Here is a 24,038-nt window from a genome sequence, read left to right on the forward strand (position 1 = left end):
GCGAGGGCGGTGCGTCACGAACAAAATAAAACGTATTTGACGGGGGAGGCTGGTTAACTATGCTGTAAGTATTGGCTGGCAGTCGCCCTTCGAACGCTTGCCCCGCCCCGTGGTTAATGATTAGTTTAGGCATCTCAAATTTAGCGGGGCTAAATTGACGTGACGCGTTGTTCGCAGCCAAGCCAGGGGAGCTATCGAGAGCAGAGTTTCATGCGGCTGTCTTGTCCTGCATCCAAGATGACCGCCGATTCTCCAGGTGCCGTGCCAATCGGTCGCTCGGCATGGCTTCGGAACATAGCGGCCAACCTCCGACATGATAGGCTCCTTGGTCTTGTTTTGGTGCTCATCATTGGCCTTACGGTGGTGAATTTGGTTTGGTTGCCGTTTTCAACCGTCAACGCAAACCCTCTCCTTTTCTTCTATCAAGCGCTGGCAAGCCTTCCGTTTCTGGTTCTGTGGCTGTTGTTAGGCGCCATGCGGTACCAGTTGCGGAAGACTCCATTTCTCTACCGTGAGGCCGTGGCGCAGTTTTCTGTTAGAGCGCAGGGACTGCTTGTCGCTTTGGGTCAAATAATTTTACTCTCGGCCGGGCTACTATTGTTATCCTATCTGGCTAGTGCGACGGGGCGCCCATTAATGGATCGGTATCTCGCGGCGGCCGATGGAGCTTTGGGATTTGATTGGGTTGACTACGTTACTGGCCTGAACGCTCATCCGATTTTTGCGCACGCAATAACATACGCATATGGCAGTTTGAAAATTCAGATGCTGGTTTTGCCGGCTATCCTTGCGTTCACTTCCAGATTGGATCGACTGGCAGAGTTCTCTGCGCACTTTGGGTTAGCTGGGTGCCTGACGTGCGTGGTGCTTGTCGGGATCCCGGCGGCAGGAGCTTCTGATTTCTTTCATCCTTCGCCAGAAGTCTTGAGTTCTTTTGGGGCCGGTGCTTCGACGCGCCACCTAGATCAACTCCACACGCTTCGCACGTTAAAACCGTTTCTGATCGAACACCCTGAAGGGCTAGTGACTTTCCCGTCTTTTCATTCAGCGCTAGCGGCGATTTTCGTCTATTCGATGCGTGATGTCCGCTACATTGCGCCGCCCGTCTTCCTATTGAACGTGATGCTTATACTTGCCACTCCGCCGCAGGGTGGTCACTACCTAGTCGATGTTCTGGCGGGGTTGGCGATTGCTATCGTTGCTATTCAATCCGTTCGCTGGATTGCACGCGGGCGTGGGGCGGTTCGTAGCTCTGGCGGTCGTCTGTGTTAGGACGTCCAATCCCGCGCGTTCCTTAACTGTGTTCGGCGGATTAGTATATTAGAATGCCCTAAAGCTTGTGCGTTCGATGGTTAACGAATAGATTCTTGACCAGAGAATGTGGGGAGGTTGGCCAATATGCTAGGTCGGTTCATTAATAAGGCAGCGAATGAGGCTCGGGTTGAGCCGTCGATCATACCTACGCCGACAAACCTGTTATCCGGCCCTGTCGACGATTTCAGACCTCAGGGTGACGATTTCCTGACGCTCAAGGTAGAGCTCCATCGCCACCTTATTGATCGGTTCAATCTGACCGCTCTTGAAAGCGCCTCCAAGGATGAAATCTTGAACGAGATCCGGCCCATCGTTCGCGAGTTCGTTCGAAATCGAAACGTGCCGCTGAATGCGCGAGAGCTCGATCAATTGACCAGCGACACCGCCGACGAGATGCTGGGTCTTGGGCCGATCGAACCGCTGCTCAAGGACGACTCGATTACCGACATCATGATCAACACGCACAAGCGTGTCTTCATCGAGCGGCGTGGCGTGATCGAGGAGACGGCGATCCGCTTTAGAGACGAGGCGCACCTGCTTCGCGTCATCAACAAGATTGTCTCGGCGATCGGCAGGCGTGTCGACGAATCGTCGCCCATGGTCGATGCCCGGCTGGAGGACGGTTCGCGCGTCAATATTGCCGTGCGGCCGATCTCGGTCGACGGCCCGCTGGTATCGATCCGTAAATTCTCGAAGAATCCGTACTCCCTCGAGCGTTTGATGGCATTCAATTCGATCCGGCCGCCCATGATCGAGCTGCTGCGGATCGCAGTGCAGGCGCGCAAATCGATCCTGGTTTCGGGCGGGACCGGCAGCGGCAAGACGACCCTGCTCAACGCGTTGTCGAGCTACATCCCCTCGAAAGAGCGACTGGTCACCATCGAGGATGCGGCCGAACTGCAATTGCAGCAGCCGCATGTCGGCCGGCTGGAGACGCGCCCGCCCAATGTCGAGGGCAAGGGCGAGGTTCGCCAGCGTGAATTGCTGAAGAACGCACTTCGCATGCGGCCGGATCGCATCATCGTCGGCGAGGTTCGCGGCGAGGAAGCCTTCGACATGCTGCAGGCGATGAACACCGGCCATGAAGGCTCGATGACCACCATCCATGCCAACACGCCACGCGATGCGATCTCGCGGCTGGAGCAGATGGTCGGCATGGCCGGCATGCCGATGACGCACGACTCCATCCGGGCGCAGATTGCCTCCGCGATTGACATCATCGTCCAGACCCAGCGCCTGTCGGATGGCGGTCGCCGTGTCACCTCCATCTCCGAACTGACCGGCATGGAAGGCAATGTCGTCCAGCTGCAGGAAATCTATCACTTCGTCCGTTGCGAGGTCACAGCCGAGGGCAAGGTCATAGGAGACTTTCGCGCCACCGGTGTCCGTCCGCGCTTCGCTCCGGAAGCGGCGACGCTTGGCCACCATTTTGCCAAGGACGCTTTCAACCCGCAGGTTGCCCTCTGATGCCGACCGGCCAAGCTCTATTGTACTTCATCTACATGCTGGCGGCGGCCTCGGTCATTCTCGCCGGCGAAGCTCTCTATCTTTCCTTTGCCGGCCGCCGCTCCCGGTCCATGGCAGTGAATCGCCGGCTGAACCGGCTTGCCGGCGAGGTTCCGGCGGAACAAACGTTACAGGGGTTGCTGCGAGAGCGCGGCCTCACTGACTCCGGCGACTTTCTTTTTGGAATGGTCTGGTTGAACAGGCTCTATACCCAATCCGGCATTACTGGAAATCCCCTGACCTTCGCCGCGGCGTTCCTGCTTGCTGGGCTGGCGATGGCCTTGCTGCTGGCGATCCTCCTCAATTTCTCTGCCTTGGCGTCGCTCCTTATCTTTCTGGTCGTAGGGCTTGTCCTGCCGCTTCTCGTCCTTCGGCGTGCCCGCAACAAGCGTATTCGGAAGTTCGCCAAACAGTTGCCGGACGCGCTCGACATGATCGTTCGTTCGCTGCGCGCCGGACACCCCGCTTCGGTCGCGATCGGTCTGGTCGCGCGCGAGATGCCGGATCCGCTCGGCACCGAGTTCGGCATCGTCGCCGATGAAATCACATTCGGTCTCAGCATAGAGCAGGCCGTGCGAAAGCTTTCGCAGCGTGTCGGCTTCGAGGGCCTTCAGCTGCTGTCGGTATCGCTGTCGATCCAGGCCAAGACGGGCGGCAATCTCACCGAGATCCTGGCTAATCTTTCCTCGGTACTGCGTGAGCGGCAGAAGTTGAGAATGAAAATCAGGGCGCTTTCGGCCGAGGGCCGCGTCTCCGCGTGGATCATCTCCTTGTTTCCTGTCGCGATGTTCCTGATCCTTCAACTCATTGCTCCGGCCTATTACGGCGCCGTCTGGGGTAACCCAATGATCTTTCCAGTGTTCCTGATCTTTGGGCTTTGGGCGCTGCTTGGCGACTTCATCATGTACCGGATGGTCACTTTCGATTTTTGACTGGAGCGACGGATAAAATTGTTTTCGAATATTCAGGACCTGGGCTTCTTGGTTTCCATTGCCGTCTTCGTGGCGGCGGTGTCCCTTTTCCTGTTCGGTGCGCTTGTCTTCTTGCCGGCTCTGCAAACCCGAAAGCTTGTCGCGCAGAGCCTGATGGGCGAAGGAATTACAGACCGCCGATCGATGCTCGGACAAGACCAGCTTGCCAAGCTTGCGGCGCAGCGTCCGGTCGACGCATACTTCAAGTCGATCGAGAAGGAGCGCGATGAGCCAAACGCCCTGGAGGCGAAACTGTTTCGCGCCGGCTTTTATCAATCAAGCGCGCCCTTGCTTTATACGCTGTCCCGCCTGGTTGCGGTCTGCCTCGGGTTTTTGGCCATTTATGCACTGTTGTCGCGGGTCCTGCCGCCACAACTGCCCGGTTTCATCACTTTTGCTGGTTCTGCCTTGTTCGGCTTATCCTGCATCGTGATTCCAGCCATTCTGCTCGACCGTTTCGAGAACAGCCAAAAACAGATCTATCGTCGGGCGTTCCCCGACTTCATGGACATGATGATCACCTGCGCGGATGCCGGAATGAGCCTGGAGGCGGCAGTCGAACGTGTCAGCCATGAAATGGCTGCCACCCACAAATGGCTGGGAATACAGCTGTCGATCATGAACCTGCAATTGCGCGCCGGCAAACCATTGCGAGAGGCGCTACGCGAACTCTCGGATCGCATCGGGCTTGACGAGGCGAGGGCACTGGCCGTGCTGTTTCGGCAATCGGAAGAATTGGGCACCAGCCTCACCGACGCCTTGCGTGTCTATAGCGCCGAAATGCGTGGACAAAGAATTCTAAGTGCCGAGGAACGCGCCAATTCTCTGCCGGTCAAAATGATGATCCCGCTGGGGCTATGCATTTTTCCGGTGGTTATGATGGTCATCATGTTGCCGGTGATCATCCGCATGAGGGGCATTTTCTTCTAAATGGTATATGCTTTGATTCTAAAAATGGAGTCGGACGGCTCTTGGGGGATAGAATGACAGCGCCAATGCGCCTCTCAGTCGCAGCCGCAGCCAGTCTGTTGATGATGGTGCTTGCCGGCTGCCAGACGGACGCCACCGACGGTGTCGTCCGCACCAACGAGCCGTCGAAAGGCGACGTAACCTCCTTTGGCGATGCCTTTGACGGGTTGAAGACCGTCAGCGACGTCGAATATTACGCCTCGGACCAGGCCGTCGGGGAGGCCAAGAACCAGTTTCGCGCGGAAAATTACGGCAATGCCGGCGCCCTGTTCTTCAAGGCGACGCAGCTTGCCCCGAACGACGGTGGCGCCTGGATGGGGCTGGCTGCCTCCTGCGACCGCATCCACCGCTTCGATCTCTCCGACCGGGCCTATACCAGGGCCTTCAAGCTGATGGGCGCATCGCCCGAGTACTACAACAATGTCGGCTATTCCTATTTGCTGCGCGGCAAGCTGCAGGACGCGCGCGCGAATTTCCTCAAGGCCTATGAGCTGGCGCCGAACGATCCGACCGTAGCCAACAATCTGAAGCTTTTGTCCTCAAGCGTGCAGAATATCGAGCGCTAGCATGTTGCTCGTCGAAGCGCTGCTGCTGAAGGCGCTCGCCATCCCTCTGCTCGCAAGGATCGCGTGGCTCGACTTCACGACGCAGAAGATAGCCAATCGCGATGTGCTGCTGCTGCTCTGCCTGGGGGCAGGAGGCCTGCTGCTGCTGTCGCTCCAATCCGGATCGTGGTGGGATTTGGGGCTGAGCGCCATGGCCGGACTTCTGTTGTTCGTCGCGCTCTTCCCTTTCTGGGCGCTGCGCAAGATCGGCGCCGGCGATGTCAAGCTGCTGGCGGTCACGCCGTTCCTGATCGGCGAAAGCGATCTCATCGTGTTTTCGGGACTGCTGCTGGTTTTTGCTCTCGTCACGGCGCTGGTCGTTAAAAACCCGCTGCTGCTGCCCCAAGGCGCATTTCGCCTCTACACCCAGCATCTCGACCGCAAAGGCGTCGTGCCCTTCGGCGTGCCGATTTCGATGGCCGCGATCTTCACGATAGGCTTCCAGATCTACAGGAGCTTGGAGCTGGCGAGCAGCTCTGGAATCCTAGATCAGCTTAACTGAAGCTCGGCAGGCCCGCTCTGCTGTTGGCCGAAGTGTGGGCCATCCAGCGGCATTCAAAGGCAACGCAGCACAAAGCGCGAAAGTCGCGCTGTGGGGGTTGAGGGCGACCACAATGATTGCCGAAATAATAAAGGAGATAGGGGCCACGACGCGAAGCGTTGGGAGCAGGTTCGGCATCTGGTCATGGTACGCCGGTCAGTTTAATCGAACGTTAAGATAGAAATGGGCGTTAACCTTTCGGAAACCATTTTCTTGTGCAGACGTAAGAGGAGTGCTTGAATGCTTCTTTGGGAGGCTAACAGATGTTAACGGAGGATTTTTTCGGCCGCGTCGCCATCGTCTTTATAATGACGGTCTTGGCGATCCTTAGTGGGATACCTTTGTTCTCCTATTTGCATCAGGACGTCTCGGCAAATTTGTTGGCCGTCGTCACTCAAGCCGCAGCGACTTTGTTTTCGTTGTTGCAGGTTCTCATGACTGTGAGCCGCCTCCCGCCAAAAGGGACGGCCGTGGGCATTGGACCTAGGGTCACGTCGGTGGCCGGAACGTTCATGATAGTCGTCACGATGTTTTTGACGCCTGCGGTGAGAAATGAGGCCGCTCAAATGATTGCGCTCTGCTTGACTTTTATTGGCATGGTCAGTTCGATTTTTTGCCTCTATTGGCTTGGCCCTCTTTCTCCATCATGGCTACGGCCCGACAACTGGTTACCTCCGGTCCATATTCCATCATACGCCATCCGCTCTACATCTGTGAGGCGGCATTCGTCCTCGGGATGATTCTTTCGCATTTTTCAGTGATAATGATTGCCTTAGGCGGTCTCCAATTTCTTTTACAGTTTCGCCGCGCCAAGAATGAAGAGGCGATCCTGCGGCAAACTTTCCCCGAATACGAGGAATATGCCCGGCGCGTCCCCATGCTTCTGCCGCGTTTTCGTCGCGTAAAGCTGGTGGTTTCCGGGGGGTAGTACCTCAGACGTCAGGGCAACGAATCCGGGTTAACGGGTTCCTCCGGAGCGCTCGCCGGCGCGTTGGTCGTGAAGCGTCAAACGAAAAACCCGCCTGTGCGGCGGGTCCTTGGCGCAAATCTGCACCATAGGTAGATATCTATCATAGCTGCACTCACCCTGTCAAGAAAAAATTCCTACCAGGACAAAGCCGCCATCGAATTCGCCTTATTGGCGTAGTCCAGTTTCACACAACTTTAAGTTGTAACACTATATTAGCTAGCTAAGATATAATTACCAAATTGTTAACCAGGATTAATGCGTGTTTTCCACAGCATCGTAGTATGCCCTCTGGGTTGGGTTACCACCATAGGTCGGGGAAGCCATACGTCCGTGCGTTGGGGCGGCGTATGCCATACTCCTTGAATCCAATCCTCAGTTACATCTAGGCAGCCTGACATGTGATCAAGCGTATCAGTTGTCGCCTCTGACAAGCTTTGAGAGGGTACCAACCCAAGAGGGAGAAAAGCAAAGTCAGCGGCAAAAAGGAGTAGGTGAGGCTATGGGACATCCCCAAACTTCCGATTTTTGGAATGACGCAACAAGACCGATACACAACGGACATCTGCCGGACGCGAATGGTCTTGGCAGCCCCGAGGTCGAAGAAGGACATCGAAACGAAGGCCTTGTCATGATTGTCGACAAGCGAGCACTCGAACGTGAATGCCTTGCTCGTGGCCTTATCGAACACACTCCCACTTTGCGCGTTAGCGCGGTGGGATCGCTCGACGAAATCCATCACATTGCGGGGGAAGCGGACCCATCCGCGATCCTTGTGATTCTTGGCGCCAAAAAGGTCACGGACCCGAGCGTTCGGGCGGAACTTGCGCACTTCATTTCCGAGATTGGCGCCGTACCCGTAATCGTCGTGGTGGATTCCGACGAGCCGGGAGAGGTCCTCGCGGCTCTCGAATGCGGCGCCCGAGGCTACATTCCTACGAGCGTGAAGGTGAAGGTCGCTGCCGAGGCCATCGGTCTTGCTCGTGCCGGAGGGATCTTTGTACCCGCCAGCTGCGTGCTGGCGCTTCGAGAGATCATCCACTCGACCGCAAACGGTGCCCGCCCGCTCTCCGGCATGTTCACCACACGCGAGGCCGCGGTTGTGGAGGCGCTCAGGACAGGCAAGGCGAACAAGATAATCGCCTACGAGCTCAACCTTTGCGAGAGCACCGTCAAGGTCCACATCCGAAATATCATGAAGAAGCTCAAGGCTACGAACCGCACCGAGGTGGCGTACAAGCTCAGACAAATGTTGCTTTGAAGGCTGCCTCGATCGGGTTTTGCCTAGCCGGCCCTGGCATGCTGGCGGGTGCGTCAAGGGCGGGACCTCGCGGTCCTGATCCAAGGTTCGGAAATTCGATGTCTCGTTTCGCGAAACGGGCACGCTCGGCGTGTGTCTAGACACGTTCCCAGCCAACCGTCGCGGACCTTGCCGTCACGAGAAATCCAACGCTGTCTCCTCCGAGCTCCACGCCCCGATATGCGGCTTCTGCCGCCTTCAGCCCTCCCGTCAGTCTGCGGACCATTGGAGCCGATCCGAGTACGTCAAGTGGAAGGCCTAGCTGACCACGGTTGGGCCGCTTCTGTGGCCAGATCCTTAGGCCGAAATAGTTGGCGGCCGAGCGATCAATCCCGCCGCTGAACTGCACCAGCAGGGCTTGGCGAGAGTTCCGGGCAATGCGTCCCAGGCTGTTGATGTCCATTGATGGTTTGTCGGACGGCCTCATCGCGACGACGATCACATCCCATGCATCGTTGGTCATGAGCATGGGGTGCGAAAAGACAGTTACTCTCGCCCCACTCTCGCGTAGCGTATGCTCGAGCGACGGCGCAAAGGGCGTGTCGCAGACGATGGCGAGCCTCGCGGCACGTTGATCGACACCGGCATCGCGCAGCAGGATGCAGCATAACCGCGCGAGTTCCGGCAGCAGGTCTATGGCTGGGTGGCTGAGGTTGGGAGCCGCAACTTTGATGCCGGCTTCGTCACAGGCGTCGAAGTCCACAACGCCCGGCCGAAGCTCCCATGGTTCAGCCATCAGCGAAACAACCGCATGCGAGGGCAAGAGTTCGATGAGCGATCTCGTAATCGGCCCGACCTGGAGGCAATTCGTGACGAGGTCGACGTCCTGCCATTTGCGGCCATCGATGCGGTTCGTCACTTCGACGCGTTCGGAGACCTTGGCAAGGTTGGCAAATGCCGACGTTGCATCCGCGGATGCCGCCAGGCTCGGATGTCTGGAGGATATGCGGGTCAGCGCGACGACACGGTTGGCGTTGGCGAGCGCCGCCGCCGTGGCAGTCACCGCTTGATGTCCTGTCGTGGCGCCAACGACCACGGTGAGGCCGGAGAGATCGAGATCGAGCAAGGCTATTTGCTTGCGCACGACGGCAAGTACTCCGGCAAAGTCGATCTCGAGAACATCACGAGCGGACGGCCTTGCGGCCAGATCACTTGGTAAGAGCATCAAGCTGGACACCACGTTGCGCCCTCCACTATCCGATAGCCTGCAATGTCCTTTAAGCGGATCAACTGCCCTCCGGGATATCGTCTCGGCGCGATGCACGTGCATTTCCTGCCGCGATGCATTTGCAGTCCTGCATTGCGTTGAGGGACGCCTTCGCGGTCTTGCGCATTTGGCAAACATGGTTCCTGTATCGCCACGAGCGTGACGGCCTGGATTTGGTTGGCACTCCGACCTCGTGTTGACTGACCAGTTCCAATTCAGGCTCTACAGCCGAACCCGCCCGAACTGCTACCGCAGCAAACGGATGCCGGGTTATACGCCGTTTGATCAGAAGGCTTACAGACACTACGCCAGCGCCGTGCGGATCAGGCTAAGGGGTAACGAGCGCCGGGTATGCCGCTACCTCCTTTGATTCTCTTGCCAACAATCACAAGCCGCTGTGAAGTTGGGCAGCAACACCAACAGCGTTTCTTGGTGAAAACCCGTGACAATCAGCGCTTTTGACACGAAGGGCCACAGGCCCGGCATCCGCATCGGCCAAAACCTCCGTCCGCTTGGAGGCCGGCGCAAAAGGATGATGGACATGGCTGTCGCATTGATCGCGCTGGTCCTTGCTGCTCCGGTCATGCTGGTGGTTGCCCTTTTGATATTGCTGACCGACGGCGGACCGGCGGTGTTCTCCCACACCCGGGTCGGGTTCAACGGCAAGCGTTTCGCCTGCTACAAGTTCAGAACCATGGTGGCGGACTCGGAGCGGGTCCTGGCCGATTATCTGGCGAGCAATCCCGAAGCCGCCAAGGAGTGGGAGCAGAATTGGAAATTCAAGAAGGATCCGCGCATTACATTCCTGGGCCACATTCTCAGGAAGTCCAGCCTGGACGAGTTGCCTCAACTCATCAATGTGCTGCGCGGCGAGATGAGTTGCGTCGGTCCTCGTCCGGTCGTTCCCGACGAACTGCAACGTTACGGCTCCTGTGCGATGGACTATCTAAAAACCCGGCCGGGGCTGACTGGCCTGTGGCAGGTGACAGGCAGAGACGCAATGGATTATCCCAGTCGTGTCTCTCTCGACAGCCGCTACGTGCGGGAATGGTCGCTGCGGGCCGATGTCGTTATTCTCGTCCGGACCGTCTTCGCCGTGATGAAATTCGACCAGGCGTCTTGAGCAGAGCGCACGGCAGCGGACCGTCATGGCTCACGTGACATGCCACGGCGCCATATGACGCCAAGCAAGTAGGCACACTGCAGAACGACAACCAGAAGCAGGATTGAAAGCAGGCGGTGCCAATCGAACACATTGCCGATGCCGCCCGCAACGACGCCGCCCACGACAGTCGCCGCGGTCACGACGATGAGCGCAGCTGCTCGAAAACGAAATCCCAGCAAAACGCCGATCACACCGACTGTGACAAGGTACCAAAGCACGGCGATCTCCTATGGTGTGGAAGACTCGGTCTGCCGTCCATAAGCTTCCCATATCCGCGAATCCGTACCAACACCCAATCCGGCTGCACTGCCTGCTCGATTCTCGATCAAGTGGCGGGAAATCGGCAGTCCCGCGCCGCTTTGCACAAAAGGCTTAGGGCATCCCGTCCCAATACCCCCTTTTCGTTCATTTCCTTATCCACCCGTCGAGCCTAGGCTGCTTGTGAAATAGGTATGCGGAGAATTTCACCCGCCATGCGGCAGCATGCCATGAATCACGATCCGGAAAGGAACGCTGAGCCTCTGTTTCTCAGTGTTGCTGTTCAGGACGACAAACCGCGGGACGTTGCGCATCGGGCGCGAAGTCTCTGTGCAACGCACTGACATCCCATCTATGCTGCAGGCATCCGTCCTTTTGCTGATCGTGTCCATCTGGTTCCCTGGCGCCACGCGTATCGCCGGAACAGATGGCTCGCTTTCCTTTTTGCTGGCTCTGTTCTGCGCCCTGGTAAGCATCGTTGCCTATGCCGAAACAGCAAGACGCCTCCATCGGGCCGAGGCGGCCTTGGCGACTGCGGTGCTGACGATATCCGCCTTCATCATCGTTCTGTCCCTGCTGTCGATGCTCTACGCAGACAATCCGATGAGAACGATGCGCGCAGTTTTCGCCCAGGTGTTCGGTTTTGCGATCATTCCAGCCGTCGCAGCGATCTCCACAAGGCCAAATGGTCTGGTGGCAATCGATAGGATCGTGATGACAATGATCATCATGAGTGCTGCAACATCCTGTCTTGTCGCAATTGGGCTGGGCGACGCCAGATTCGCCGATCGGGCGGAAGGCTATTTCAAGCACTCGAACCAACTCGGGATCGCCCTGTCGGCTGTTCTGCCGCTCATCGCCGCGAAGCTGGTCTCATCTCGTAGGCATCGAATTTTCCTCTTGATCTGCCTCCTTGCGGTGCTCCTGGGTTTGGTGAAATCGGGCTCAAAGACAAACTTCATTCTCGGCGTTGCAGGGCTTGGAACTTTCTTTGGACTATATAGTATATATCTGGTGAGAAGAAAGCAGAGATCTGTAACAGTGATCGTGGGTACTGTTACGGCTCCGGTTTTGCTCCAAGCGAGTCTGGTTACATTGCAGTTCCTAAATCCACGGGCTTACAATCTGCTGGCCCTTCAACTTTCCGGAGGGGAGGCGCATTCGGTGGTCTCGCGGCAGCGACTGTGGTCTATATCGATAGATCTCGGCCTGTCGCATCCGTTTGTGGGAGTGGGAGCAGGGCAGCCGGTGGGCGATATCGCTCCCCATAGCCATAACCTGTTCATCGACTCCTTTAGAACACTGGGAGTGCCCGGCATCGCGTTGGTGTCGGTGATGGTTCTCGTGGTCGTTGCATATCTGGTCAGCGCGGTCTTCTCCACATTGCTCGGCAACGACAAGGGTGACTACGCGACGGAAGTGAATGTGATGGTGCTCGGAACATCGGTTTCCGTGTGGAACTACATCGTCGCAAACCAAATGAGCGATTCCTTCGGTCCGTCAACAGCGGCTTTCTTCTGGCTCCCGCTGGCTTTGCTCGTCTTCTACCGCGGCACGCAACGATCACTGCAGAGCGGTCTTGATGAGAATCCAAAGTTGTATGCCGGGACCGGGTCCCAGCTGTTTCAACGTTGAGCTTCCGCCACGTTTCTTGGATCTTCCGAAAACCAATCCGATGACCACCCACACAGTTCCTGGTCTGGCGGCAGGCCTGCCGCCAAGCCTCGAAGCGCGCGCGCTTCAAAGAGACATTCGATTCGTGGAATTTTTTGGTCTCCCTGGGATTGGAAAGACAACCGCCTCCAGCCTGTTGGCGAACGGCTTGCGAGAGTGCGGCCCGCTAGTAGGCGATGTGCGAATAGCGTGGGAGGCAAGAACGTTCATCGACCGCCAGATCCACAGGATCGGTATTGTTGCCCCAAGATTCAAGGATCGTCAGTTTCGTTCGTTGCTCGCCCGAATTGCACGTTTTGTCATCGAAGGTGGGCAATCATCGGTTGTAGATGTAATCAGGGTCGTCTGGAATCTTTCGGTCTTGGTTGCTTATGTTCAGACCGAGAGGCAAGGAAAGAATACCATAATTATTATGGATCAGGGTCTGTTGCAGGGGTTTTTGTCCATATTGCTTAAGAGTAAGCATCGGGCAACTTCGGAGAAGTGGCTGGACATCCTGTTCGCCATTGGCGTGCATGACATGGTTTTTGTGCATCTGCGCGGCGAGATCGGCGTGGCACGAAATCGACTTCAAAAAAGGGGCGATCGATCCTCGCGGATGCAAAGGGCATCTCCTGACTGCGACCTCCATCTCTGGTCGGCGGCGGATTGTGCTTGCCGTCAGATCGTGGCCGATCTTGAGGGGGGCATGGGAACGGAAGATCACGTCGGCGTGCTGACGGCAGTCGACGTGGAAAGGTTGGCGTCGCCCGAAAACGTCGCCGAAAAGGTTTTGGAGGCCGTGCTTCTGGCCTGCCTCGAACGGCCTCGGCTGGGCGATTCGGCAGGTCGATGAGCACTACAATGGACCGCCGTTCATTCATGGGCGTCGCCGGCTTGTATCCTCTGATCGCTCTGTTGCCGGGTTCGTGCCAAGCGCAAGGCGGACAGACGCCGAAAGACAACGAGTTCGTTCTGGCAGGTGAGTATGGCTTCGAACAGCAATCGATCAGGAATCTCCAGCCGGGAGCAACAATCGATGCTCGGAATGCGTCCTTCACAGTTGCCAACAGCAGAAACAGCAATCCCAGCGCGACGATGGGCTGCGACGAGGGGCCGTTGCCCATCAATCGCTATCCGCTCGTCATCCGCAACTGCCCCGGCGTTCGCCTTATCGGAGGTCGTTTTGACGGCCAGGTGCCGCTGACGTCTGATTGGCGTGACACCTACTGCAACAGCGCCGCTCTGCTTGTCAGGGATGGAACCACCGACGCCACGATAGAGGGTGTCCGTGGGCGTCGTTGCTGGGACGGCGTTCGTTTCGCCGAGCACGCCGACGGCTTTCGCCTAAAAGGGTGCTGGCTGAGCGAAATCAGGGATGATGCGGTGGAGAACGACTATCTCCTCAGCGGCACCATTGAAGACTGCCTGTTCGACGGATGTTTCTCGGGGATCAGCCTGGATCCTGCGTCAAACGATCGGGACGGAACACGGGAAACCGTGCGCATCGATGGATCCTTCATCCGCATGCACGCCTTTCTCTCCAAGGGCGAAATCACGCATCAAGCGCCGATCAAGGCTGTCGATCGATCACCCAGGTTGAGGATCACCAGATCGGTTTTTGCGTTGGCTGCGGCAAACATGCGTGGTTTCCATCGCCTGGAAAGAACATGGCGGCTGACGGTTGAAAGTCGGGACAACGTGTTGCTCTGGCTGCCCGACGAGCCAATCCCCGCCGCGTTGCCGTTACCGCCGTCTGGTTTCAGATTGCTGATGGGCGCCAACGCCCGCGCCTATTGGAACAAGGCGCATTCCCAGTGGACCGCGGCGCATCAGGACGTGGTCCGGTTCTCCGACGAAGTGCTGTGAGAAGTCGCGGTCCTCGGTGGAGATTATCCGGACTGCGAAGGCATGTGGCGCTAGCCCATTGAACGCACCCGCTTTGCAACAACAGCTTGGACCGTTACCGCGATGAATCAGCACGAGGCGATTGACAGAACCGTGGCACCAGGTCTCGCCGATGACGGTGCAGCGACGTTTGTGCTCCAAGGGCAGTTGGCATGCGTCAGGGGACAGAACATGCTGTTCAGCCCATCCCAGAAGGCCATTTTCGCCGTCAACGATACTGCTGCCGACATATGGCGCTCTCTGGAAGAAGGCATGCAACCGCTAGCCATCTCGGTCGAGATGGCGCGTGGTGGTGTTGATAGGCTTGAGGCAAGCAGGCATGTCGCGGCAGCGCTCGCGGATTGGCTGCGGCTTAGCCTGATACGGCCCTGCGCGCCTTTGCCGTCGTCATCAGGTCGAGAACTCGTGAGCCAGGTAGTCGCCGTTGCGGGCCTCAATATTCGCATCGTCTATCCGGCGGCCTGTGCCTTTCCCGCGATCACCGTATTTCGGCATCTCGAGGTCCGAAGAGAGACCGCCGACGTTCTGTTCGAGATGGTCGAGTATAAGGGACGGGTGCATCTGTTCCGGGATGGTGATTGGATTCTGTGCTGCTCCCGCGACGAACTGGCGGTCACGCTGAAAGGGCAATTGCTGATCGAGGTCCTCGATCACGGTGTCTATGAACTCGCCCTCCATGCGGCAGCGCTGATCGACAATGAACGTCTCGTCCTTCTTTGCGGCAATCCGGGCGCGGGCAAGACGACGCTGACCTTGGCCTTGGTCCATGCAGGATTCGGCTTTGCCGCTGATGATGTTACGCTGCTGGACTCCGGCGGGCATGGCGTCGGCCTTCCGTTTGCCCCTGCGGTCAAGGCGGGAGCATGGTCGCTGCTGGCCGAATACTGCCCCGATCTCAATGCCGTTCCAGTCTGCCGCCGCCCTGACCGCAGGCGCGTACGGTTTGGCCGTGCCCAAGGCGTTCGTGCCCTTGCCTCCTTCTCCCCTGCCCATCGGCTGTGTGGTCCTGCTCCGTAGAGATCGCGACTCGAAAGCTTGCCTGGAGCCGCTCGATCCAGCCGACGCATTGCGCGGCCTGCTCAACGGCGCGCTTGCACCCGGCGGAGACCTGAGTGGCGCCGCGTTCGAAGTCCTGACTCAACTCATCGGATCGGCAAAAACCTATCGCCTGACCTATTCGGGGCTCGATGAGGCAGTACAGCTCATCACGAAAGCGTGCCGGTGATGAGCAGGGGCAACGCGCTTGAGGCGTTGATCGCCGGACTTCACGGCAATCCGACTGACAAGGCCGACTGGCAGGCCGTGATTGCTCTGGCAAATCACACTCTGCTTACGCCCGATTTGTTCTCGTCCCTCGCTCGCGCCGGACAAATCCACCAGCTCCCCCATGACGTGCGTGAGTACCTTCGGTTCGTCCACGACTGCAATCGGGAACGGAACCTGCGCTTGCGTGCCCAATTGCGTGAAGCCGTTGCAGTCCTCAACAGCAGCGGTATCGTTCCGCTCCTGCTCAAGGGGGCCGTTCCCCTGTTCCTTTCGTCGGACGGCCGGGTTCCCAGCAGGATGATGAGTGACCTCGATCTGGCCGTGGACCCGGGCGAAGAGACGGTCGCCACAGCGTGTCTTGAAGGGCTTGGCTACCTCGACGTGGCGGGCGCTCGAGGCATGGCCCGCCAAAAGGACGCCGGAATGCTGGAGCTCCGATCGAGCCGAGCGAACTGCTTTGCCCCCCCCAAGCTCGTCCGGCGAGACGGCCTTCGGGTGAAAATTCCTCCCGCTCAGTCTCGCGCCATGCACTGGATGGTGCACGACCTTCTCAAGGAGGGAGACTACTGGCGCGGAAGGATAGATCTCAGGCACCTTCATGATCTGGCACGATTGGCGGAAAGCGACGACCTGGATTGGACGTCTCTGCGGCGATCCATGTCGGATCGAACCGCCCGCAACGCGCTCGACACCCAGCTCCTGGCCTTGCACCACTTCTTTGGAACCAGAATCCCGGCAAAAAGTGCACAACGCCGGATAGTCCGTTTCCAGCACTGGAGGCGCATCTTCACGGCGACCCACCCCATCATCGGTGCCCCGCTGCGCCTGGCCGGCAATTTGGCATGGGGCACATGGCGTTTTTCACGAGCCTACGGTTTGGCGCGATGTCGGCCGTCGGACCTCTTGCGTCGCGTCGCTCGCACGCTTTTCAACCCTCGCGCCAAAATCTAAGCCTTTTGGAGAACTAGTTCGCTCGTATGGAAGGCATAAGGTAAATCCGTGAATTTCAGAAAACCTATGGGAGTTTGACATGTCGACCGAAGGCACAAAACGCTCGGAACGGACGCAGGAGACCCTCGTCTCGGAGGCTCAAGCGCGGCGTGACTTTCTCAAAAAGGCGGGACGTTTTGCGGCGGTTACACCGCCGGCTGTGACGCTTTTGCTCGGCACGAGCTTGAACTCCAAGGCGATTGCCAAATCGGGCGGATCACGCCCGGGCAATGGCTGGGGTGACACGAACCATATTCACGTCGGCCCTCCCGGCCAAGGTTGAATTCTTCGGTCATCGTGGTCGCTGAAAACAGCGTTTCGAGAACATAGGGCTCCAGCCCGACACTAAAAACCCGGACCGCTCACGGCACGTAAAAGTGCCGCGAGCGGTCCGGGTTTTTCTTTGCCGGGACGACCGGGCTCGCATTTGTGGGACACCCGACGGGCCGCATTGACGGTAGCGAAAGTCAGCAAGCCCGGAGGCCGATTGCGCGGAGCCAATCGCTTTCGGCCGGCGCGGCGCGCTCCGGGTCTTGAAACATCGCTCTGGGGGATCAGGCGAGCAGCCAATCGTTCAGATGGAATTCATAGATCATGCCGTCGTTCTCGGTCGGATTGGAGTCATTGTCCGTGCCGCGATCGGTGATGTACAGGCTCATACTATGGCTTGGATCGTCGCTGCTCGGCGCCAGCGCCATTCCCGACGGCTTGTGCGCATGGGCGGCGGAGATATCAAGCGTGCCCAATAGCTGTCCAGTAGGCGTTATCATTGCTACCGAGTTCTTCGACGTAATGACATAAAGGAGGTCGTGGACCGAGTCGTACGCAATGCTTTCGTCGGAAGGGGTCCCTAGCGAACGCGCAGAAAAACTCGAGACGATGTCGTCGCCGCCCGTGCTCGGGACACCATCGAATTTGCCGTTCGGACCCGCAGCGATGGTGTAAATCGTCTGGGTCGTGCCGTCGGCCACGTAAAGGACTCCACGTTTTGTATCATACGCAATCCCCTCCGGGTCCGTGCTGCCGAATGCGGCCGTCTTGAATGAGGTCACGAGGTCATCGGAAGTGTTGTAAAGTCCGTCCCGTCCGGGGTTGAGTTCGTATACGCTCTTTGTGCCGGTGTCGTCCGTGAAGAAGAGATGGTGGTTAGCGGGGTTGTAGGCGATCCCAGACGGTTCATCGGAAAAGTTGATCGTCGTGAGCGTGCCCAACAGGGCGCCGCTCAGGTTCATTTGGTAGACATTTTTGCCGGTAAAAATGGACATCTCGTCGACTTCGCTGTCGGCAACCAGCAGCGTGCCGAGGTGAGAGATATAGACGATATCCGTGGGGTCGGGGCTCGGTGGCGACCACTGCGAAGTGAGGATGGTATGCGCCAGGGTCACTGATGTCGGGAGCTGGTTAGCACCGGTGATGCTGACGCTGAAGGCGTGGGTATCGGTGCTGCCGTCGGATGAAGTTGCGGTCACGTTCAAGTTGACCGACGGCTCCGACGTTGCGTTGAGCGTGCCGGTGCTCGAGCGCGTGATGACACCGGTGCTGGCATTGATGGCAAAGCGCGAGTCGTTGATGCTGTAGGTGACCGTCGATCCGGCATCGGGATCATTGGCCGATGCGGTGATGCCGATCGTTGTGCCGGCGGCGGCGTTCTGGGCAATCTGGTTGGCCGTGCTGTCGGCATCCGGCTGGGTGTTGAACACGACCGGCTCCGGGCTATTGAGCACGGCGAGGGTGAAGGCCTGGTTGGCGGTGGTGCCGTCGGAAGACTTTGCCGTCACCGTCAGGTTGATCGACGACTGCGTCTCGAAGTCGAGCGTGCCGGTGGCCGAGCGCGTGATGACGCCGGTGCTGGCATTAATGGCGAAGCGGGAGTCATCGATGCTGTAGGTGACGGTCGAGCCAGCGTCGGGATCCGTGGCAGAGGCGGTGATCCCGGTGGATGCACCTACCGCGGCGAGTTCGGCGATCTGGTTGGTGGCGTTGTTGGCATCGGGTGGTGCGTTGAAGGCCACCGGATCACCGGATCCTGGCAGAATATATTCGATGTGCAGCAGCGGCGCGCTGGCCGGCGAGTATTCATAGGAATCTGCTGTCCGCGTCCCGGTGCCGGTGACCAGGAATGCCATGTCGTTGAGCGCAGCCCAGCCCGAACGGTTGACGATCTCCTGCACGACCGCCGACAGGTCCGGCGTGCGCTCGGCCAAGCCGTGGTCGCCCACCGTGGTCCAAGGGTCCGGCGCCCAAGCGATGGATGCGGCCGTCCTGGGAAGCGAGGACACGTTGTTGTTGGCGGTAGTGAAGGGACTGGCGTCGTCGACATTATCGCCCTGAATGAGAAGCGACGTCGCGCCGGTCTTCACCTCGTTAGCCTGGAACTGGATATAAGCGCTGGTGATGATGGCGCCTTGCGGGATGTCGATGCCGGTGAAGCGGATGCCTACCGTCTGGCGAGTGCTGCTGTCGTAGCCCAGCTCCAGGTCGTTGATGTTGGTCGAGATCGAGCCCGAACCCTTCTCCTCGACGTCGTCGCCGGCGGCCGCCACCCTTGTCTCGAAGACCGGGTCGATCGCCGTTGAACTCGCGGCAAGCAGACTGCTGGTGACGACCCCGGCGCCCGTTGTGCTTGTGCCGATGTCAGCAGCAACTGCCTCAGGGGTGTTGGCGGTGTAGGTGGCATGGCTGTTGGCATGACCCCTTTCCGCATCGTGCCGCAAGCCGGCGACCTTCGCCATCAGCGTTTCGAGGAAGGTGCTGTCGAGATGAGTCCCAGGTCCGGCCGTTGTCTCGGCGATGGTGGTGAGTTTCAATCCACCATCGCTCCCCCATGTCGGAGTGAAGCCATACGCCGAGATAGGATCGATGCTGCTCGCGGCCGGATCCAGGCCAGGATTGCTACTGCCCTTGCCGGTTCCAGCAGCGAGTCCTTCGCTAAGATCGGAGATCTCGCGGGTCGTCTCGTTGTCGCTCACGCTTTCGATCGGCGGGGTCCAATTGTCAATGTTCAGCCAGTCGCCTTTGAAGCCGGAGTCAATGCCGAGATCCGTCAAGAATTTCGGATCATTCCAGGGAAGCCCAGTCAGCCCGGCCATATCGAATTTCCTCTCCTCATTTCTCGACTAAATCGGAATCTCGACATGCCCGATCGGGGGCGGTTCCCGACCCCGGATCGAGCATGGCGATGGGGGGCTGGATCGCCGCCCGAAATCCATGGCCGGGCGGTCAAGCGTTGATCTTCAATCAGTCAATCGCCTTCCTCATCCTTGGCCAGGCGGGCGCCACGGCCGCGACCAGGCGCAGCAGTGCCAGTCCGTCCCGTCCAAGGAACAGCGACGGCAGGATCCAGCACAGCATCAAACCCCCGGCGGATGCCAGCAACGCCGTGTCGATGAGCAGGGAAATAGGTGGCAGCCGGAGTTCGCGCAGCCATTCCACGAGTGCCCAGACGCCGGTTCCGACAACGCCCGCCAGCGCGAGGCCGGGCAGGTGCGCCACGAAGAAGTCCGCCCAGGTCATCTCGGTCACGCGGAGACTCAACTGTGCCATGAGCAAGAAGTTGATCCCGAACGCCCCGCCGACGCCGAATGCCACGCCTTCTATGCCCCAGAGTTGGCCTATGAAAGACCCGACCAAGACACCGACGGTGAAAATGGCCTGGCGCCAGGCGCGTGCGTAGACCGTCCCGGTTGCGCGCGAAACGGAATCGCTCAGCTTGTAGCTCGTGCGGAACAGCATGCTGAACGCCAGGATCTGGAGCGGGGCGACAACCCCTTCCCATCCCCGCCCGAGAATGACCGCAACCAGCTCCGGCGCGACGATCGCCACGACCACACTGGCCGGCAGGACAAGCAGGGCGCAACCCGCGACTGCGCTGCGATAGGCACGAGCAAGCCGCGCGGGCTGCTCCTGGACCAGCGCCATGGTCGGGAACAGCACCCGATCGAGAACCTGACCCACGATGACCGCAGGCGTCGTCATCAGTTGTGACGACAGACCATACAGGCCAAGCGCATCTGCGCCAAGCCAGCGGCCGACGACAACCCTGTCCGCCTGAGTAGCGAGGTAATTGCACACCCGGGCAATGGTGAAACCACTTCCGAAATACAGCAGTTCGAGGATGGCGCGCCGCTCCAGCAAAGGCCGCATCGGGTGCGGCTGGCCAGCGACCAGCACGACCATGCGGATGAATTGCTGGATCAGGAGGGCGCCGACAAGGGCCCAGATACCGAAGCCGAGCCAAGCCAGTACCGGACCGGCAACGACGTAGCCCATGGCGAAGGCGCAGGCATCGACGAGCGCCAGCCAGCGGAATCGCAGCGCGCGTTGGGCCGCGGCCAATGCCACCATGGAAGCGCCTTGGAAAAAGAACACAAAGCAGATGGCACGAACGACCGGAGCGAGGTCGGCCAGTCGAAGCAGGCCGGCGATTGCCGGCGCCATCGCCCAGACCAACGCGGACACAACGACGCCGAGGAGGCACGACAAGGTGAACCCGACCCGAAGATGTCGCTCTTCCAGTACAGGTCGCTGGACGATCGCGGGGGTGATGCCCAGTCCCTGGAAGATCGCCGAAAACTTGATGACGATCAGCGCTGCGGAGTAAAGGCCGAACTCATTGGGCGAGAGCAGCCGTGCCAGGATGAGAAGTGCGACAAGCTCAGCGACCGCGAGGGCGCCCATCGACAGGGCCGTCCACAACATGCCCACGACACTTTGTTTTGCCAGCCCGCGCCGGTTGCTGCTCACGTCTCTCTCCACTCCTCGGCCGACCGAAACAGGCGGCCATTGCGTGCTTCCTGGATCCGCCGAGCGACGGGTGATGCTCGGCGACGCGCCTGTGACCTCACGGTCGCATTGATCATGAAGGGGCCGCGGCCGCGGTGCCGCCCGCCCTGGCGCACTTTACCTATCGAAGAAGCGAGGGGATCTCGTAGCGATAGAACTGCATCTCATCCCGGACCTCCGGTATGATCGCCGTCAGATCCTTCCTTTCGAGGCGGAGCCATTTCTGCTGGCGGCCGGGATCGATCATCTCCTTGGCCCTGCAGACGATATCGTCGGTGCAGTTCAGCCCGCAATGTTCATAGATTCGCCGCAAGACCAACTCGGGATCCTGTATCAAATCCTCGTAGCGAAAAGACAGCACGCGGCCGTTGCCCAGCTTGGCGAGATCCTCTCGAGCCTTTCGATTGCCGCGCGCCCACTGGCGCGCGATCACCGTCAGTTTTTCATTCTCCTTCAAATCTCGATCTATTCCATTATAACGCGGCCCATAGATCGATGTGTATTTCTTCCCCAATACCCTTTTTGTAACTATCTGTTTTATAACGTCTTTCGCATAATAATGAATTTGAGTAACGGGCGTAATCTTCAGAAGGCGGATTAAGCCTTTGAAAGATTTTGCTCGCTGCCACTTAAGCTCCATCGAGCTTATGTACGAAAATGGATTCCTCGTAATATAGAGAAATATGGCCTCCGGAAAAATCTCGTGGACAAACGGCACGCGCAAAACATTGGCAGGCGTATTTTCCATGATCTGCCGGCCGCCGTTCCGCGACTGATATTCGAGGAACCTGCCGCGAATGTAACGGGCGACCTTTTCGGTAGCATCGGTTTCGGCGAATTCGTCATGACGTCGCGCCGGATCGGCATATAACCACAATGTCTTTGGCTCGTACCAGGTGACGATGTCGGGATGCAGCCCTATCAATTTTTGTGCAATCGTGGTCCCCGACCGATAGTTGCCGATTAGAAAAATCGGAGGTTTCAGCTCTGTTGCTGTCATGACAAGTCTCCGTCGCTAAAGATTGGCCGGGATCGCCCATCCGCACGACAGGCGCCGCAGCGCGGTGATTGGTGTCTGGACGCACGAATCTTGGTCCGTCGAAGGCTTCATCAGCTCGTGCGCAATCATGGACCTATACCTTCCGTTTCGGCGTAGTGCCGACCGAAAGCGGTGAAGCGCAGGTTCGAGCTATTGGCCGATGGTGCTTGGCTGGAGGGCCGTGCCTTCTGCATTTGGCACCCCGATCGTTCCAGCATGTCGGTCTCGGGTGCGTAGAACCCTTTGTTGGCCACAATCGAAACCTCGATGACATCGCCAGCTCGGACTTCCGTATTTTCATCGGCGATGATGTCGTGGGCGACTTTCTGGTCGCGCCTGAAGATGGAAATCTTCACAGAGCCCTGCAGGTCGTCGAACGTCCTCTGTTCGCCATATGTAAAGATGAAGAGAAGCTTGTCGGCGACGTACCTTATTTGACTTTGAATTTTTCCCAGCTCGACCTGCGTGTCCTGGGTTTGCGCGATCAAATCCATTTCATAACTCTGCTTCTTTTTTCGCAGCTCACTCTGCGAATTCAGCATCGTCTGTTGCGCCTGCTCCTGCTGCAGCTCGGTCTGTGCAAGTTCGGCGCGATAGCTGGTATGTGCTCGTTCCGCCGTCATGACGTTCGAATTGGTTATCAGGCCTTTTTCACGCAGTGAGCGGGCAGACTGAAGTTCCTCGAGTTGAATGTTCGCGGTCTTTTCCCGTTCTTTCCGCGCGGCAGCGACCATATCCGCTTCCTTCCTGGCCCGATCCAACGAGACCTCAAGGTAGGAAATGTCGTCCCGATATGCGGCAAGGCGGGCATCCAACTGCGCCTGTTCGGACGCAATGATCTCGGCGGTCAAGTGGCCGCCAAACTCAACTGGCGGATCCGGCGGAGCAACGAAGGACTTGTCCTGCCGGCTTTCCGCCTGGAGCCGGGCGAGCCGAACCTTCAGACGATATTCTTCGATCGCCAGACCTGCGCGCGCGCTGCGCAGATCAGCTATCTGCAGGGCCGGCTCCATATTTCCTACCGCGGTAGCCCGAAAGCCACCGGCTATGGCGAGTGCATGGCGAACCGTTATTCCGGGTTGAAACGGGTACGATCCGGGATGAGCCACCGTTCCGGAGATAAAGAATGGTCGGTACTGACCGATCTCCACTTTCACGAACGGCTCGAGGATGAGCTTCTGCTGCTGGAATGCACGCTGGATGGCCTGCGAAAGGGCGACGGTGGTGAGGCCGCGCGCCTGGACATCACCCAACATGGGAAGTGATATCGAGCCCCGATCATCGACCACGACTTCCAGCGGATAGGATGCCTCGCCAATCACGGATACCCGCAGGACGTCACCGGTGTCGAATATATATCCGTCGGCGCGGGATGCGTCCGCGGTGAGCAGAACAAAGGCAATGGCGAGACCGCCAATCATTGCGAGCATGCGGCCGGCCACAGATTCGGATCTGGGAAGTAGCCGTCTGAGCCAATCCTTCATTCGAAAAGGCTTGGAAGTAAATTGCTGGTCGCCACGCACACGCATCGTCGTACTCCGGTTGTCTTGCCTGTCGTCACGACCAGTCGGCATTCGTCGGCTGGAGGGTGACGGCA

22 protein-coding genes are annotated in these 24,038 nt (G+C 58.6%); 16 read left to right on the forward strand and 6 right to left on the reverse strand.

Annotated elements, in window-relative coordinates; genetic code table 11:
* Positions 1–237: 237 nt before the first annotated feature.
* The 8 genes from NKI49_RS01465 to NKI49_RS01500 all read left to right on the forward strand — a co-directional run bounded on the left by NKI49_RS01465 (position 238) and on the right by NKI49_RS01500 (position 8,134).
* On the forward strand, positions 238–1,272 hold the full coding sequence (locus tag NKI49_RS01465) for a phosphatase PAP2 family protein (protein WP_352598095.1): 1,035 nt from the start codon (positions 238–240) through the stop codon (positions 1,270–1,272).
* A 126-nt stretch (positions 1,273–1,398) separates the two neighbouring features.
* Complete coding sequence (locus NKI49_RS01470; protein WP_352598094.1) at positions 1,399–2,781, forward strand: TadA family conjugal transfer-associated ATPase; 1,383 nt, start codon at positions 1,399–1,401, stop codon at positions 2,779–2,781.
* Positions 2,781–3,752 carry a type II secretion system F family protein gene (locus tag NKI49_RS01475; RefSeq protein ID WP_352598093.1) on the forward strand — a complete coding sequence of 324 codons (972 nt, stop codon included), beginning with the start codon at positions 2,781–2,783 and terminating at the stop codon, positions 3,750–3,752. Before NKI49_RS01470 ends, NKI49_RS01475 begins: the two co-directional genes overlap by 1 nt.
* A gap of 18 nt (positions 3,753–3,770) precedes the next feature.
* Positions 3,771–4,721 carry a type II secretion system F family protein gene (locus tag NKI49_RS01480; RefSeq protein WP_352598092.1) on the forward strand — a complete coding sequence of 317 codons (951 nt, stop codon included), beginning with the start codon at positions 3,771–3,773 and terminating at the stop codon, positions 4,719–4,721.
* 65 nt (positions 4,722–4,786) lie between these two features.
* On the forward strand, positions 4,787–5,326 hold the full coding sequence (locus NKI49_RS01485) for a tetratricopeptide repeat protein (RefSeq protein ID WP_352598091.1): 540 nt from the start codon (positions 4,787–4,789) through the stop codon (positions 5,324–5,326).
* Position 5,327: 1 nt separating this feature from the next.
* The gene (locus NKI49_RS01490; protein ID WP_352598090.1) at positions 5,328–5,867 is read left to right on the forward strand and encodes a prepilin peptidase; all 540 of its coding nucleotides are present in this window, start codon (positions 5,328–5,330) and stop codon (positions 5,865–5,867) included.
* Between the two features lie 685 nt (positions 5,868–6,552).
* A complete protein-coding gene (locus tag NKI49_RS01495) occupies positions 6,553–6,834 on the forward strand; it encodes a methyltransferase family protein (RefSeq protein ID WP_352598089.1) in 282 nt (93 codons plus the stop codon).
* 541 nt (positions 6,835–7,375) lie between these two features.
* Positions 7,376–8,134 carry a LuxR C-terminal-related transcriptional regulator gene (locus NKI49_RS01500; RefSeq protein WP_352598088.1) on the forward strand — a complete coding sequence of 253 codons (759 nt, stop codon included), beginning with the start codon at positions 7,376–7,378 and terminating at the stop codon, positions 8,132–8,134.
* Positions 8,135–8,270: 136 nt separating this feature from the next.
* Here NKI49_RS01500 and NKI49_RS01505 read toward each other — a convergent pair whose 3' ends face one another.
* Positions 8,271–9,437 (reverse strand): hypothetical protein, encoded by a 1,167-nt coding sequence (locus NKI49_RS01505; RefSeq protein ID WP_352598087.1) that lies wholly within the window; start codon positions 9,435–9,437, stop codon positions 8,271–8,273.
* 478 nt (positions 9,438–9,915) lie between these two features.
* On the opposite strand from NKI49_RS01505, the gene NKI49_RS01510 reads away from it, so the two are divergent.
* A complete protein-coding gene (locus tag NKI49_RS01510) occupies positions 9,916–10,503 on the forward strand; it encodes a sugar transferase (protein ID WP_352695506.1) in 588 nt (195 codons plus the stop codon).
* 23 nt (positions 10,504–10,526) lie between these two features.
* Here NKI49_RS01510 and NKI49_RS01515 read toward each other — a convergent pair whose 3' ends face one another.
* A complete protein-coding gene (locus NKI49_RS01515; protein WP_352598085.1) occupies positions 10,527–10,763 on the reverse strand; it encodes a hypothetical protein in 237 nt (78 codons plus the stop codon).
* A gap of 394 nt (positions 10,764–11,157) precedes the next feature.
* Here NKI49_RS01515 and NKI49_RS01520 point away from each other — a divergent pair, with 394 nt between their 5' ends.
* From NKI49_RS01520 to NKI49_RS01550, 7 genes are all read left to right on the forward strand, one after another.
* Positions 11,158–12,438, forward strand: a complete 1,281-nt coding sequence (locus NKI49_RS01520; protein ID WP_352598084.1) for an O-antigen ligase family protein — start codon at positions 11,158–11,160, stop codon at positions 12,436–12,438.
* A gap of 40 nt (positions 12,439–12,478) precedes the next feature.
* Positions 12,479–13,312: a hypothetical protein gene (locus tag NKI49_RS01525; protein WP_352598083.1), complete on the forward strand. Its 834-nt coding sequence runs from the start codon at positions 12,479–12,481 to the stop codon at positions 13,310–13,312.
* Between the two features lie 8 nt (positions 13,313–13,320).
* Positions 13,321–14,325, forward strand: coding sequence for a hypothetical protein (locus NKI49_RS01530; RefSeq protein ID WP_352598082.1), 1,005 nt, complete (start codon positions 13,321–13,323; stop codon positions 14,323–14,325).
* 102 nt (positions 14,326–14,427) lie between these two features.
* The gene (locus NKI49_RS01535; RefSeq protein ID WP_352695508.1) at positions 14,428–15,381 is read left to right on the forward strand and encodes an aldolase; all 954 of its coding nucleotides are present in this window, start codon (positions 14,428–14,430) and stop codon (positions 15,379–15,381) included.
* 49 nt (positions 15,382–15,430) lie between these two features.
* The gene (locus NKI49_RS01540; protein WP_352695509.1) at positions 15,431–15,589 is read left to right on the forward strand and encodes a hypothetical protein; all 159 of its coding nucleotides are present in this window, start codon (positions 15,431–15,433) and stop codon (positions 15,587–15,589) included.
* Positions 15,589–16,581 carry a nucleotidyltransferase family protein gene (locus NKI49_RS01545; protein WP_352598080.1) on the forward strand — a complete coding sequence of 331 codons (993 nt, stop codon included), beginning with the start codon at positions 15,589–15,591 and terminating at the stop codon, positions 16,579–16,581. Before NKI49_RS01540 ends, NKI49_RS01545 begins: the two co-directional genes overlap by 1 nt.
* 79 nt (positions 16,582–16,660) lie before the next feature.
* Positions 16,661–16,903, forward strand: coding sequence for a hypothetical protein (locus NKI49_RS01550; RefSeq protein WP_352598349.1), 243 nt, complete (start codon positions 16,661–16,663; stop codon positions 16,901–16,903).
* A 271-nt stretch (positions 16,904–17,174) separates the two neighbouring features.
* On the opposite strand, the gene NKI49_RS01555 is transcribed toward NKI49_RS01550, so the two are convergent.
* The 4 genes from NKI49_RS01555 to NKI49_RS01570 all read right to left on the reverse strand — a co-directional run bounded on the left by NKI49_RS01555 (position 17,175) and on the right by NKI49_RS01570 (position 23,970).
* Positions 17,175–19,709, reverse strand: coding sequence for an RTX toxin (locus NKI49_RS01555; RefSeq protein WP_352598079.1), 2,535 nt, complete (start codon positions 19,707–19,709; stop codon positions 17,175–17,177).
* A gap of 148 nt (positions 19,710–19,857) precedes the next feature.
* Positions 19,858–21,363, reverse strand: a complete 1,506-nt coding sequence (locus tag NKI49_RS01560; RefSeq protein WP_352598078.1) for a lipopolysaccharide biosynthesis protein — start codon at positions 21,361–21,363, stop codon at positions 19,858–19,860.
* A 160-nt stretch (positions 21,364–21,523) separates the two neighbouring features.
* On the reverse strand, positions 21,524–22,402 hold the full coding sequence (locus NKI49_RS01565; protein ID WP_352598077.1) for a sulfotransferase family protein: 879 nt from the start codon (positions 22,400–22,402) through the stop codon (positions 21,524–21,526).
* A 125-nt stretch (positions 22,403–22,527) separates the two neighbouring features.
* Positions 22,528–23,970: a polysaccharide biosynthesis/export family protein gene (locus NKI49_RS01570; protein ID WP_352598076.1), complete on the reverse strand. Its 1,443-nt coding sequence runs from the start codon at positions 23,968–23,970 to the stop codon at positions 22,528–22,530.
* Between the last annotated feature and the right edge of the window lie 68 nt (positions 23,971–24,038).

Origin of the sequence: Mesorhizobium sp. M0587, from assembly GCF_040320945.1 — a bacterium.
GTDB lineage: Bacteria > Pseudomonadota > Alphaproteobacteria > Rhizobiales > Rhizobiaceae > Mesorhizobium.

Bases quoted from the DNA above. Each gene is read 5' to 3' on its own strand.
- NKI49_RS01570 (WP_352598076.1), bottom strand. From the start codon at position 23,970: ATGCGTGTGCGTGGCGACCAGCAATTTACTTCCAAGCCTTTTCGAATG.
- NKI49_RS01500 (WP_352598088.1), top strand. From the start codon at position 7,376: ATGGGACATCCCCAAACTTCCGATTTTTGGAATGACGCAACAAGACCG.
- NKI49_RS01470 (WP_352598094.1), top strand. From the start codon at position 1,399: ATGCTAGGTCGGTTCATTAATAAGGCAGCGAATGAGGCTCGGGTTGAG.
- NKI49_RS01490 (WP_352598090.1), top strand. From the start codon at position 5,328: ATGTTGCTCGTCGAAGCGCTGCTGCTGAAGGCGCTCGCCATCCCTCTG.
- NKI49_RS01485 (WP_352598091.1), top strand. From the start codon at position 4,787: ATGCGCCTCTCAGTCGCAGCCGCAGCCAGTCTGTTGATGATGGTGCTT.
- NKI49_RS01545 (WP_352598080.1), top strand. From the start codon at position 15,589: ATGAGCAGGGGCAACGCGCTTGAGGCGTTGATCGCCGGACTTCACGGC.
- NKI49_RS01465 (WP_352598095.1), top strand. From the start codon at position 238: ATGACCGCCGATTCTCCAGGTGCCGTGCCAATCGGTCGCTCGGCATGG.
- NKI49_RS01520 (WP_352598084.1), top strand. From the start codon at position 11,158: ATGCTGCAGGCATCCGTCCTTTTGCTGATCGTGTCCATCTGGTTCCCT.
- NKI49_RS01565 (WP_352598077.1), bottom strand. From the start codon at position 22,402: ATGACAGCAACAGAGCTGAAACCTCCGATTTTTCTAATCGGCAACTAT.
- NKI49_RS01475 (WP_352598093.1), top strand. From the start codon at position 2,781: ATGCCGACCGGCCAAGCTCTATTGTACTTCATCTACATGCTGGCGGCG.
- NKI49_RS01535 (WP_352695508.1), top strand. From the start codon at position 14,428: ATGAATCAGCACGAGGCGATTGACAGAACCGTGGCACCAGGTCTCGCC.
- NKI49_RS01550 (WP_352598349.1), top strand. From the start codon at position 16,661: ATGTCGACCGAAGGCACAAAACGCTCGGAACGGACGCAGGAGACCCTC.
- NKI49_RS01495 (WP_352598089.1), top strand. From the start codon at position 6,553: ATGGCTACGGCCCGACAACTGGTTACCTCCGGTCCATATTCCATCATA.
- NKI49_RS01555 (WP_352598079.1), bottom strand. From the start codon at position 19,709: ATGGCCGGGCTGACTGGGCTTCCCTGGAATGATCCGAAATTCTTGACG.
- NKI49_RS01525 (WP_352598083.1), top strand. From the start codon at position 12,479: ATGACCACCCACACAGTTCCTGGTCTGGCGGCAGGCCTGCCGCCAAGC.
- NKI49_RS01530 (WP_352598082.1), top strand. From the start codon at position 13,321: ATGGACCGCCGTTCATTCATGGGCGTCGCCGGCTTGTATCCTCTGATC.
- NKI49_RS01510 (WP_352695506.1), top strand. From the start codon at position 9,916: ATGGACATGGCTGTCGCATTGATCGCGCTGGTCCTTGCTGCTCCGGTC.